Genomic DNA, 12,872 nt, shown 5'->3' with positions numbered 1-12,872 from the left:
GTACGGAATAGAAGACGTGTCGAACTGGCCTCTACTTAGTATCCTCATCTGGCTGCCGATCCTCGGCGGTGCGTTGATCCTCGCTGTGCGCAACGCCCAGGCCGCCCGTTGGGCGTCCCTGGCGGTGGCATTGCTCACCTTCCTGCTCAGCCTCGGCCTGCTCAGCGGTTACGACCGCGGCGCTGCCGATGTGATGCAGTTCGTCGAACAGCACCCGTGGATCCCGGCGTTCGACATCGGCTACAACCTGGCCGTGGACGGCATCGCCATCGCCCTGATCCTGCTGACCACGCTGATCGGCGTGCTGGCACTGATCGGCGCCTGGGGCGTGGTCGACAAGCGCGTCAACCAGTACGTGGCCGCCTTCCTGATCCTGGAAGGCGTGACGGTCGGCATCTTCGCCGCGACCGACGCGATGCTGTTCTACGTGTTCTTCGAAGCCATGCTGATCCCGATGTTCCTGATCATCGGTGTCTGGGGCGGCCCGCGTCGTATCTACGCAGCCATGAAGTTCTTCCTGTACACCTTCCTCGGCTCGGTGCTGATGCTGGTGGCGCTGATCTACCTGTACCTGAAGGGCGGCAGCTTCCAGCTGGTCGACCTGTACCAGCTGCAGCTCTCTGCCAAGGAGCAGACCTGGATATTCTTCGCGTTCCTGATCGCCTTCGCGGTCAAGGTGCCGATGTTCCCGGTGCACACCTGGCTGCCGGACGCGCACGTGGAAGCGCCCACCGCCGGTTCGGTGATCCTGGCCGCGATCGCACTGAAGATCGGTGGCTACGGTTTCCTGCGCTTCAACCTGCCGATCGTTCCCGATGCCAGCCACGAGTGGGCATGGCTGGTGATCGCGCTGTCGCTGGTGGCGGTGATCTACGTCGGCCTGGTGGCGATGGTGCAGGACGACATGAAGAAGCTGATCGCTTATTCGTCGGTCGCGCACATGGGTTTCGTCACCCTGGGTACCTTCACCGCACTGTGGCTGGTGCGTGACGCAGGCAATGCCGACGCCGCCCGCCTGGGCCTGCAGGGCGCGATGGTGCAGATGGTTTCGCACGGTTTCGTGTCCGGTGCGATGTTCTCCTGCGTAGGCGTGCTGTACGACCGCATGCACAGCCGCCGCATCGCCGACTACGGCGGCGTGGTCAACGTCATGCCCTGGTTTGCCGCCTTCGCGCTGCTGTTCTTCATGGCCAACTCCGGCCTGCCGGGTACCAGTGGCTTCGTCGGCGAGTTCATGATCGTGCTGGCTGCGTTCCAGTGGAACCCGCTGGTGGCACTGGGTGCTGCGACCACGTTGATCATCAGCGCTGCTTACTCGCTGTGGCTGTACAAGCGTGTGTTCTTCGGTGAGGTGGGCAATGCGCACGTTGCCGAACTGAAGGACATGAATGGTCGTGAGTGGCTGGTAATGGGCGTGTTTGCCGTTGGCACCTTGGTGCTGGGCTTCTATCCCAAGCCGCTGACCGACCTGATGGAGCCGTCCATCGCCCATCTGGCGATGCAGATCGCTTCGAGCAAGCTGCTGTAAGCGGCCCGTCGAGAGTATTGATTCCAGGATTTGATGATGACCACGCCGACGCCTCTGCCGTTGACCATGACCGACCTGCTGCCGTTGCTGCCCGAACTGGTGGTGATTGGCGGTGCCTTTGCCCTGTTGATCCTTGATCTGTTCATCAGCAACCGGCACAAGGTCTGGACCCACTTCATCTCGGTGGCCATCCTCGCTGTCGCCTTCATCATGCTGTTGAACGGCGTGGGCGGGCAGGGCGAGGTGTTCCACGGGATGTTCATTCGTGACAACGCTGCCGACGTCATGAAGACCGTCGTGGTGCTGGTCAGCGGCCTGAGCCTGATCTACGGCTGGAGCTACCTGCGCGAGCGCAACCTGTACCAGGGCGAGATCCCTGTGCTGATGTTGTTCGCCACCGCCGGCATGATGATCCTGGTGTCGGCCGGCAGCCTGCTGATGGTCTACCTGGGCCTGGAGCTGTTGGCGCTGTGTTCCTACGCGCTGGTTGCCAGCAACCGCGAGAACAAGCTCGCTGCCGAAGCCGGCATGAAGTACATCGTGCTGGGCTCGCTGGCCTCGGGCCTGCTGCTGTATGGCATGTCGCTGATCTACGGTGCCACCGGTTCGCTGCACCTGGATGTGATCCACGCCGCCATCCCCCATTCCGACGAGCGTCTGCTGTTGTTGACCGGTGCGGTGTTCATGGTTGCCGGCGTGGCCTTCAAGCTGGGTGCTGCCCCGTTCCACATGTGGCTGCCCGACGTCTACCAGGGTGCGCCGGCGCCGGTCGCGCTGTTCATCAGCTCGGCGCCGAAGCTGGCGGCGTTCGGCATGGCTTACCGCCTGCTGGAAATGGGCGTGGGCCCACTGTCGACCGAACTGCAGTACGTGCTGGCTGGCCTGGCGGCACTGTCGCTGGTCGTCGGTAACCTGATGGCCATTGCCCAGACCAACCTGAAGCGTATGCTGGCTTACTCGACCGTGTCGCACATCGGCTTCCTGCTGATGGGCATCGCCGGTGGCGGTGAGCAGGGCTATTCGGCCGCGCTGTTCTACGCCATTGCCTACGCCATCATGTCGACGGCCGCGTTCGGCGCGATCATTGCCTTGTCGCGCGCCGGGTTTGAAGCCGAGAACATCGAGGACTTCAAGGGCCTGAACGCGCGTAGCCCGTGGATGGCCGGTCTGGTCCTGTGCATCATGGCCTCTTTGGCGGGTATCCCGCCGTTCCTCGGCTTCTGGACCAAGTTGTCGGTGCTGAGCGCGGCCATCAATGGCGACCTGCTGTGGTTGGCGATGGTAGGTGTGATCTGCGCGGTGATCGGTTGCTTCTATTACCTGCGTGTCATCAAGGTCATGTACTTCGATGAGCCGGTCGGCGAGCCGCTGCCGCGCAACAATGACCGCATCCTGGGCATCGTGCTGGGCGTGAATTCCATCCTGCTGCTGTTCCTGCCGCTCGGCTTGGGTCCGCTGATGGAGTGGATGCGCAATTCTTTTGCACATTTGTAATAAAAAACGTTACAAATCTGCGCGAAGTGTGTATTATTCATCTCCTGAGTTGACGGCCTCACCGCCCAGCGGGAAGGTCGGAATCACCTGATAAGTGATTCAACCGGAAGGGTTTTTCCGGGTTTCTCCAGCTTCTTGTGAGAAACGCGAAGTAAATAAGTCTTGCATTATCGACTTGGTTACTTCATAATTCCGCTTCTGATGCGGGGTGGAGCAGTCTGGCAGCTCGTCGGGCTCATAACCCGAAGGTCGCAGGTTCAAATCCTGCCCCCGCTACCAGCTTCGGTCTTTGCAACACGATGTGTTGATGAGGCAAAAGTTGGGCTCGCAAGAACGGCTGCTTCCGTTCTTGCAACCGGGATCCGGTCATCGGATCCAAACGGACAAAGGGCCCATGTGGGCCCTTTGCTGTTTCTGGAAATCAGAAACCCCGGTTGGGTGACAACCGTTCTCTAACTTACGAATCAAGGCAGGCTGTGAGCGACAAGGCTACTGAAATCGCGAATCTGCTGAGCCCCACCGTGCAGGCGTTGGGGCTCGAGTTGCTGGGCGCCGAGTATCTGCCGGCACCGGGCGGTGCAACGTTGCGCCTGTATATCGATGTGCCGATGGCTGAGCAGCCCGAGCGCATGGTCAATATCGACGACTGCGAGCGGGTCAGCCGCGAAGTGTCGGCCCAGCTTGACGTCGAAGACCCCATCAGCGGCAACTACACGCTGGAAGTGTCTTCGCCGGGTGTGGATCGTCCGCTGTTCACGCTGGCCCAGTTCGAACAGGCCATCGGCGAATCCGCCAAGGTCGGCCTGAAGCTGCCGCAGGAAAGCCGCCGTCGCCTGCAGGGCGAGATCGTCGCGGTGGACGCGGCCCAGGGCACGGTGACCTTTGTCGTCGACAACAAGCCGTTCGTGGCCTCGTTCGACAACATCGACAAGGCACGCATCATTCCGGACTGGGCCGCACTTGGCCTGGCACCGACCAAACCGACGGGTCCGGCCCCCAAGCAGGGCAAGGCCAAGAATAATTCCAATAACGAAACGGCGGCCAAAAAGCCGCGCGCGGAGTGAGCCGATGAGCAAGGAACTTTTGCTGGTAGTTGACGCAGTCGCCAACGAGAAGGGCGTGCCGCGCGAAGTCATTTTTGATGCGATCGAAGCGGCATTGGCTTCGGCGGCGAAGAAGCGCTACCCCGACCAGGAAGTGCTGGCGCGCGTGTCGATCAACCACAAGGACGGTACCTACGAGACCTTCCGTCGCTGGGAAGTGGTTGCCGATGACGTGGTGATGGAGTCGCCGGATCGCCAGATCCGCCTGATGGACGCCGTGGACGAGGCCGATGGCGTCGAAATCGGTGATTTCATCGAAGAGCAGATTGAAAACCCCGATTTCGGCCGTATCGCAGCGCAGGCTGCCAAGCAGGTCATCGTCCAGCGCGTGCGCGAAGCCGAGCGCCAGCAGGTGGTGGATGCATGGAAGGATCGCGTTGGCGAACTGGTCACCGGTGTGGTCAAGCGCGCTGAGCGCGGCAACATCTACGTGGACCTGGGTGGCAATGCCGAAGCCTTCATCCCGAAAGACAAGGGCATTCCGCGTGACGTGCTGCGTGCCGGCGACCGCGTGCGCGGCTACCTGGCCGAAGTGCGTTCGGAGCCGCGTGGTCCGCAGCTGTTCATCAGCCGCGCCGCCCCGGAATTCATGATCGAGCTGTTCAAGCTGGAAGTGCCGGAAGTCGGCCAGGGCCTGGTCGAGATCAAGGCCTGTGCACGTGACCCGGGCGACCGCGCCAAGATCGCCGTGCTGGCCCACGACAGCCGCACCGATCCTATCGGCGCCTGCATCGGCATGCGCGGTTCGCGCGTGCAGGCCGTGTCCAACGAGCTCAATGGTGAGCGCGTCGACATCGTGCTGTGGAATGACAATCCGGCCAACTTCGTCATCAACGCGATGGCGCCGGCCGAGGTTCAGTCGATCATCGTCGATGAAGAAAAGCATTCGATGGATCTGGCCGTGGCCGAAGACCGCCTGGCCCAGGCCATCGGCAAGGGCGGCCAGAACGTGCGCCTGGCCAGCCGCCTGACCGGTTGGCAGCTGAACGTGATGACCCAGGACCAGGTGACCGCCAAGTCGGAAGCCGAGCAGGGCGTTGCCCGTCAGCTGTTCATGGACAAGCTGGAAGTGGATGAGGAAATTGCCGGCATCCTGGTGTCGGAAGGCTTTGGTACGGTGGAAGAAATTGCCTACGTGCCGGTTGGTGAGTTGCTGGCAGTGGAAGGCTTCGACGAAGATATCGTCGAAGAACTCCGTGCCCGCGCCCGCGATGCGCTGCTCAATGAAGCGCTGGCGGTGGAAGAGGGGGCTGACGGCGGTGTGCCGGCAGCCGATCTGCTGGCACTGAAGGGCATGGATGAGGCTACTGCGTACGCGCTGGCTGGCCACGGTGTGCGCACAAGTGAGGATCTGTCGGACCTGGCTGCCGACGAGGTTCTGGAGTTCGGCATCGAGGGCATGGATCTGGAGCGCGCCGCGGCGCTGGTCCTGGCAGCCCGCGCCGAGGAGATCGCCCGCCTGGAGCGTGGCGAATGAGCCAGCGATGAACAGTGCCCTGAGCCGCTCAGGGCGTAGACTCCGCGCTGCCTTCGTTCGTGACGAGGGAGCGCAAACAAGATCATAGGATCCGAATGTCGCAGCAAACCACCATCCGCAAGCTCGCCGAACTGGTCAACACGCCGGTCGAGAAACTGCTTGAACAGCTGTCCCAGGCCGGGATGAAGTTCAGCGGTCCCGACCAGGTCGTGACCAGTACCGAGAAAGTGAAGCTGCTTGGCTTCCTCCGCCGTTCACATGGCAAGGAAGAGCAGCCGGTCGAAGAGGCTGACGCCGCATCGAAGAAGATCACCCTGAACCGCCGCAAGCATCAGGAAGTGACCGTCAATGCTGGCCGCAGCAAGACCACCGTCAATGTCGAAGTGCGCCAGAAGCGTACCTACGTCAAGCCGGAAGGTGGCAAGGCTGCGATGACGCCGGACGAGGAGCGCGCGGACATCCTGCGCAAGCTCGAGGAATCGCGTCAGCGCAATCTCGAAGAGCAGCGCATGCTGGCCGAGAAGGACCGCGCCCGCGACGAAGGCATTGCTGCCCAGAAGGCGGCCGAAGAAGCCGAGCGCGCCCGCGTCGAAGCCGAGAAGCGGGCTGCTGAAGAGGCGGCCAAGGCCGCCGCTGCAAAGCCGGCCCCGGTTGAGGTCGAGGCGGATGCACCGCCGGCGCGCAATGCACGCCACGCGCCGTCAGCGGCTGCCCCGACCCGCGCCCCGGTGCGCGAGGATCGCGGCAACAACGCCAATGCCAATGCCAATGCAAAGCCGGGCAAGCGCAACGAGGGTGGCGATGGCAACCGTTTCGGCGGCCAGTTGCACCTGTCGGCGTCTGATCGTGCCCGTCGTGGCAACAGCAACAACAGTAATTCGCGCGGTCGTCCGGGTGCGCGTGCACCGCAGGGCCGTCGCGGCAATGACGCATCGCGTAGTGGTGGCGGCAGCCACGCCTTCGAACGTCCGACCGCACCGGTGGTGCGTGAAGTCGCCGTTGGCGACACCATCACCGTGGCCGATCTGGCCCAGAAGCTTGCCCTGAAGGGCGGCGAGGTGGTCAAGGCGCTGTTCAAGATGGGCGTGATGGCCACCATCACCCAGTCCATCGATCACGACACCGCTGCACTGGTTGTCGAGGAACTCGGCCACAAGGTCGTGCGTGCCAACGACAACGACGCCGAAGACGCACTGCTGGCGATCAGCGATGCCGACGAGCGCGTGGCGGTGCCGCGTGCGCCGGTGGTGACCATCATGGGTCACGTCGACCACGGCAAGACCTCGTTGCTGGATTACATCCGCCGCACCAAGGTTGCCAATGGCGAAGCCGGCGGCATTACCCAGCACATCGGTGCGTACCACGTGACCACGCCGAAGGGTGTGATCAGCTTCCTCGATACCCCGGGCCACGCCGCGTTCACCTCGATGCGCGCCCGCGGTGCGCAGCTGACCGATATCGTGGTGGTGGTTGTCGCCGCCGACGATGGCGTGATGCCGCAGACCAAGGAAGCCATCCAGCACGCTCGCGCCGCCAACGCGCCGATCGTGGTGGCCATCAACAAGATCGACAAGGCCTCGGCCGACCCGATGCGCGTCAAGAACGAACTGCTCGCCGAGCAGGTCGTTGCCGAAGAGTTCGGTGGTGACGTGCAGATGGTGGAAATCTCGGCCAAGACCGGCCTGGGCATCGACGACCTGCTGGATGCGATTTCGCTGCAGGCCGAAGTGCTGGAGCTGAAGGCCGTGGCCGATGGTCGCGCCAGTGGCGTGGTCATCGAATCCTCGCTGGACAAGGGCCGTGGCCCGGTCGCGACGGTGCTGGTGCAGCAGGGCGTCCTGAAGAAGGGCGACTACCTGGTGTGCGGTATCCAGTACGGCCGTGTGCGCGCACTGTTCGACGAAACCGGCAGCCAGGTCGGCGAAGCGGGTCCGTCCATTCCGGTGCAGGTGCTGGGTCTGTCCGGCGTGCCGGAAGCCGGTGATGACTTCGTTGTGGTCGAGGACGAGCGCCTGGCCAAGGACGTTGCGCAGACCCGTGAAACCAAGCGTCGCGAGTCGCGTCTGGTCGCCACTGCGGGCAGCCGCATGGAAGACATCATGGCGCAGCTGGGCAAGGGCGAAGGCCAGCAGGTGCTGAACCTGCTGATCAAGGCCGACGTGCAGGGTTCGGTGCAGGCACTGAGCCAGGCGCTGGTCGCGCTGTCCAACGACGATATCCGCATCAACGTGATCCACTCCGGCGTGGGCGGCATCACCGAGTCGGACGCCAACTCGGCCGTGGCTTCCAAGGCCACCGTCATCGGCTTCAACGTGCGTGCGGACGCTTCTGCCCGTCGCATCATTGAGTCCAACGGTGTTGACCTGCGTTACTTCTCGATCATCTATGACGTGATCGACCAGGTGAAGCAGGTGGCCTCCGGTCTGCTCGGCGTGGAAATCCGCGAAGAGATCATCGGTATCGCGCAGGTCCGCGACGTGTTCCGCAGCTCCAAGTTCGGCGCGGTTGCAGGCTGCATGATCATCGAAGGCGTGGTGAAGCGGAACAAGCCGATCCGCGTGCTGCGCGACAGCGTGGTGGTGTTCGAGGGCGAGCTGGAATCGCTGCGTCGTTTCAAGGAAAACGTCGAGGAAGTTCGCAACGGTACCGAGTGCGGTATCGGCGTGAAGGCTTACAACGACGTCAAGCCGGGCGACCAGATCGAGTGCTTCGAACGTATCGAAGTGCCGCGCACGCTCTGACGGCTGGGATTGGGGAGTCGGGAATCGGGATCCGTTGAAGCGGGTCCCGCGAACGGATCCCCTGCCGGCCGGGGTTGGGAATCAGGTGCTGTGGCCGTGAATGCGGCTGCAGCGGGTGGTCCCCTCCGGTTTCATTGAAATTCACTCTTTATTGCTGATACTTGCCTGATGCCTAAGACTTTCCATCGTACCGACCGTGTTTCTGCGCAGATCCGCCGTGATCTGGGCACTCTGGTGCATGCTGCCGTGCGCGAGTTCGGGCTGCCCTCGGTCAGCGTGTCGGACGTGGAAGTCACCCGTGACATGGCCCATGCCAAGATCTTCGTGACCGCGCTGATGCCGGAGCGTGCGGATGAGGCGATGAAGGGCCTGCGTGAGTTGTCGGTCGAGCTGCGCATGTCGCTGGCCAAGGCAATGAAGCTGAGGCATGTGCCGGAACTGCATTTCCACTACGACGACTCGGTCGATCGTGGCGAGCGCATCGACAATCTGCTGCGCGACCTGGCGCCGCCGCCCGAGTCCGACGCCGACAAGGGCAACGATAAAGCGTAATCGCAGCAGCCCGTAAGGGCTGTTGTCATGTCTGGCCTACGCAAGCTGGCGTAGGTGACTTTCCTGTTTTCTGCCGGCTGCGCCGAACCCGCAGCGGCCTGCCCATGGTGTTGCATGCGTCCCCGAATCCAATTCCGCCGCCTGGATGGCATCGTTCTGCTCGACAAGCCGGCCGGCATGAGCTCCAACACGGCGCTGCAGGTTGCGCGTCGTCTGTTCCGTGCCGAGAAAGGTGGGCATACCGGCAGCCTCGATCCGCTGGCCACTGGCCTGCTGCCGCTGTGCTTCGGTGAGGCCACCAAGATTGCCGGTCTGCTACTCGGGTCGGCCAAGGCCTATGACGCTGAGATCCGCTTGGGCAGCACCACGGATACCGATGATGCCGATGGCGCGGTGCTGCGCGAGCGGCCGGTGCCTGAAATCAGCGACGCGCAGTTGCAGGCGGCCTTGGCCAGCCTGACGGGCAGCATCCTGCAGCGGGCGCCGATCTACTCGGCATTGAAACAGGGGGGCGAGCCGCTGTACGCCAAGGCGCGCCGCGGTGAGGCCATTGAAGCCCCCGAGCGCGAAGTGCAGGTGCAGTCCATTGAAGTGCTGGCCCGTGAAGGCGAGTGCCTGACGCTGCGGGTGACGTGTGGCTCCGGTACCTATATCCGCAGCATTGCGCGGGACCTGGGCGAGCTGCTCGGCTGTGGTGCGCATGTCACCGCGCTGCGCCGGCTGTGGGTGGAACCGTTCATGGCGCCGAAGATGATTGGTCTGGATGCCCTGCGCGGGATAGCTGAATCCGGGGATGAAGCCGCTCTGCTGGAATGGTTGCTGCCGATCGAACAGGGCCTGAGCCAATTCCCCCGGGTCGAGCTGGACAGTGCACAGGCCGCCCGGTTCTGTCTCGGGCAGCGTCTGCGCAATCCGGCCTGGCCACCAGGCCTGGTGGTGGTTTACGGCGACGGTGGCCAGCCGCTGGGACTGGGTCAGGTCGAGGAAGGTGGGCGACTGGGGCCGCAGCGTCGGTTCAATCTCTGAACGGGCAGGAGCGGATCCAGGCTTGCCGATGAGGTTTGCCTTGTCCCGGATGGTCGTGACCGTTACAATTTTGCGGCCCTCAAAAGGGCAACTGCCCGCCTCTATGGGCAGCCTATTAATCGGCGAGCTGTGCGGTGCGTCTTGAGACGTTCCTGCTGGCCCCGCATCTGAAGAGAAAAATCATGTCGATCGACACCCAGAAAGTCATTGAAGAAAACAAGCGCGGCGCTGCCGACACCGGTTCCCCGGAAGTGCAGGTCGCCCTGCTGACCGCTCGCATTGAACTGCTGACCGGCCACTTCAAGGAACACAAGAAGGATCACCACAGCCGCCGTGGCCTGCTGCAGATGGTCAACCGCCGCCGTAGCCTGCTCGACTACCTGAAGAACAAGGATGTCGCACGCTATAAAGCATTGATCGAAAAGCTCGGCCTGCGCCGCTAATCGATATCCGCCGCGGCGCAGCGATGCGCCGCGGCTTTGTTTTAAGCGCTTCAAAATCGTAGTAGACCGGCCGGAACCGCCCGGCCAGCCGCTGCCAGCATGGGTTGGCATCGGACCAATCTAAGAAAGCATTTCAAGGATCCCCCGTGGCAAAAATCACCAAAACCTTCCAGTACGGCAAACACACCGTCACGCTTGAGACTGGCGAAATCGCCCGTCAGGCCGGCGGCGCAGTCATCGTCAAGATGGACGACACCGTGTTGCTGGTCACTGCCGTCGCCGCCAAGAGCGCGCGCGAAGGCCAGGACTTCTTCCCGCTGACCGTCGATTACCAGGAAAAGTTCTACGCCGGTGGCCGTATCCCGGGTGGCTTCTTCAAGCGTGAAGGCCGTGCGACCGAAAAAGAGACGCTGATTTCGCGCCTGATCGATCGCCCGATCCGCCCGCTGTTCCCGGAAGACTATAAGAACGAAGTGCAGATCATCGCCACGGTGATGTCGCTGAACCCGGAAGTGGACGGCGACATTGCTGCCCTGATCGGTGCTTCGGCCGCCCTGTCGCTGGCCGGTACCCCGTTCAAGGGCCCGATCGGCGCTGCCAAGGTTGGTTACAAGGACGGCCAGTACATCCTCAACCCGACCGTGTCGGAGCTGAAGGAGTCGCAGCTGGAGCTGGTGGTCGCTGGTACCGCCAACGCCGTGCTGATGGTGGAATCCGAAGCCGCACTGCTGTCCGAAGACGTGATGCTGGGCGCCGTGACCTTCGGTCACCGCGAAATGCAGAAGGTCATCAACGCGATCAACGAACTGACCGTTGAAGCCGGCACCAAGCCGAGTGACTGGGTTGCCCCGGCCAAGAACACCGCGCTGATCAGCGCCCTGCAGGAAGCCGTCGGCGGCAAGCTCGGCGAAGCCTTCCAGGTGCGTGACAAGCTGCAGCGTCGTGACGCCATCTCGGCGATCAAGAAGGACGTGGTCGAGACCCTGGCTGGCCGCGTTGCCGCTGAAGGTTGGAACCCGGCCGAGCTGTCGAAGGAATTCGGCGAGCTGGAATACAGCACCATGCGCAACGCGGTGCTGGATACCAAGGTCCGCATCGACGGCCGTGCGCTGGACACCGTCCGCCCGATCGCCGTGAAGACCGGCGTGCTGCCGCGTACCCACGGTTCCTCGCTGTTCACCCGCGGTGAAACGCAGGCCATCGTGACCATCACCCTGGGCACCGCCCGTGATGGCCAGGTGATCGACGCCGTTGCCGGTGAGTACAAGGAAAACTTCCTGTTCCATTACAACTTCCCGCCCTACTCGGTCGGTGAGTGCGGTCGTTTCGGTGCGCCGAAGCGTCGTGAAATCGGCCACGGCCGTCTGGCCAAGCGCGGTGTGCTGGCTGTGATGCCGTCGCTGGAAGCCTTCCCGTACACGATCCGCGTGGTGTCGGAAATCACCGAATCCAACGGCTCCTCGTCGATGGCTTCGGTCTGCGGCTCCTCGCTGGCCCTGATGGACGCGGGCGTGCCGGTCAAGTCGCCGGTTGCCGGTATCGCCATGGGCCTGGTCAAGGAAGGCGAGCGTTTCGTCGTCCTGTCCGACATCCTGGGTGACGAAGATCATCTGGGCGATATGGACTTCAAGGTCGCTGGTACCGCCGAGGGCATCTCCGCCCTGCAGATGGATATCAAGATCGAAGGCATCACCGAAGAGATCATGAAGCAGGCACTGCAGCAGGCCAAGGCTGGCCGTCTGCACATCCTGGGTGAAATGGCCCACGGCCTGACCTCCCCGCGTGCCGAGCTGTCGGACTACGCGCCGCGCCTGCTGACCATCAAGATCCACCCGGACAAGATCCGCGAAGTGATCGGCAAGGGTGGTTCCACCATCCAGGCCATCACCAAGGAAACCGGCACCCAGATCGACATCCAGGACGATGGCACCATCACCATCGCTTCGGTGAACAACGCCGCTGCCCAGGCTGCCAAGGCCCGCATCGAGCAGATCACCTCGGACGTCGAGCCGGGCCGCATCTACGAAGGCAAGGTCGCCAAGATCATGGACTTCGGTGCATTCGTCACCATCCTGCCGGGCAAGGACGGTCTGGTCCACGTGTCGCAGATTTCCAGCGACCGCGTCGAGAAGGTTGGCGACGTGCTGAAGGAAGGCGATGTGGTCAAGGTCAAGGTGCTGGAAGTCGATAAGCAGGGTCGTATCCGCCTGTCGATGAAGGCCGTTGAAGAAGGCGAGGGCACCCCGGCCGAATAAGGCTGCGGTGTTGTATCGCTGAGAAGAAAAGCGGGCCTTGTGCCCGCTTTTCTTTTGCCCGAAAGACAACGCTCCGATGTAGTGCCGAGCCATGCTCGGCAAAGACATCCCAGCATCCCTTGTAGTGCCGAGCCGTGCTCGGCAAAGACATCCCAGCATCCCTTGTAGTGCCGCGCGCCCCAAGGGGGAGGGGGGTTGCGGGGACGCCCGCCCCCCCCGGGGGGCGCGCGCCACCCCACCCCCGCCACACACG

At 62.9% G+C, this 12,872-nt stretch carries 9 protein-coding genes and 1 tRNA gene; all 10 read left to right on the top strand.

The genetic code is table 11. The features are described 5' to 3' along the window. Positions 1-16 precede the first annotated feature (16 nt). The 10 genes from AC1VXC_RS16140 (at position 17) to pnp (ending at position 12,619) form a co-directional block, all read left to right on the top strand. Positions 17-1,528, top strand: a complete 1,512-nt coding sequence (locus AC1VXC_RS16140; RefSeq protein ID WP_313173603.1) for an NADH-quinone oxidoreductase subunit M — start codon at positions 17-19, stop codon at positions 1,526-1,528. A 36-nt stretch (positions 1,529-1,564) separates the two neighbouring features. Next, positions 1,565-3,022 (top strand): NADH-quinone oxidoreductase subunit NuoN, encoded by a 1,458-nt coding sequence (gene nuoN / locus AC1VXC_RS16135; RefSeq protein WP_313173604.1) that lies wholly within the window; start codon positions 1,565-1,567, stop codon positions 3,020-3,022. 202 nt (positions 3,023-3,224) lie between these two features. Further along, a tRNA-Met gene (locus tag AC1VXC_RS16130) sits at positions 3,225-3,301 on the top strand. A gap of 197 nt (positions 3,302-3,498) precedes the next feature. Then, on the top strand, positions 3,499-4,086 hold the full coding sequence (rimP, locus tag AC1VXC_RS16125; RefSeq protein ID WP_481539116.1) for a ribosome maturation factor RimP: 588 nt from the start codon (positions 3,499-3,501) through the stop codon (positions 4,084-4,086). Positions 4,087-4,090: 4 nt separating this feature from the next. Next, positions 4,091-5,602 (top strand): transcription termination factor NusA, encoded by a 1,512-nt coding sequence (nusA, locus tag AC1VXC_RS16120; RefSeq protein ID WP_313173606.1) that lies wholly within the window; start codon positions 4,091-4,093, stop codon positions 5,600-5,602. Positions 5,603-5,697: 95 nt separating this feature from the next. After that, positions 5,698-8,343, top strand: a complete 2,646-nt coding sequence (gene infB / locus AC1VXC_RS16115; RefSeq protein WP_482995069.1) for a translation initiation factor IF-2 — start codon at positions 5,698-5,700, stop codon at positions 8,341-8,343. 168 nt (positions 8,344-8,511) lie between these two features. Continuing rightward, a complete protein-coding gene (gene rbfA, locus AC1VXC_RS16110) occupies positions 8,512-8,895 on the top strand; it encodes a 30S ribosome-binding factor RbfA (protein ID WP_313173608.1) in 384 nt (127 codons plus the stop codon). Between the two features lie 114 nt (positions 8,896-9,009). Then, positions 9,010-9,921, top strand: a complete 912-nt coding sequence (truB, locus tag AC1VXC_RS16105; protein WP_313173609.1) for a tRNA pseudouridine(55) synthase TruB — start codon at positions 9,010-9,012, stop codon at positions 9,919-9,921. Positions 9,922-10,103: 182 nt separating this feature from the next. Then, complete coding sequence (gene rpsO, locus AC1VXC_RS16100) at positions 10,104-10,364, top strand: 30S ribosomal protein S15 (protein ID WP_057626688.1); 261 nt, start codon at positions 10,104-10,106, stop codon at positions 10,362-10,364. A 146-nt stretch (positions 10,365-10,510) separates the two neighbouring features. Further along, entirely contained in the window at positions 10,511-12,619 is a 2,109-nt protein-coding gene (gene pnp, locus AC1VXC_RS16095; protein ID WP_313173610.1) for a polyribonucleotide nucleotidyltransferase, read from the top strand. Positions 12,620-12,872: the final 253 nt, after the last annotated feature.

This window comes from Stenotrophomonas sp. STEN033, from assembly GCF_056856655.1.
This window is presented reverse-complemented; position numbering and strand designations above follow the sequence as displayed.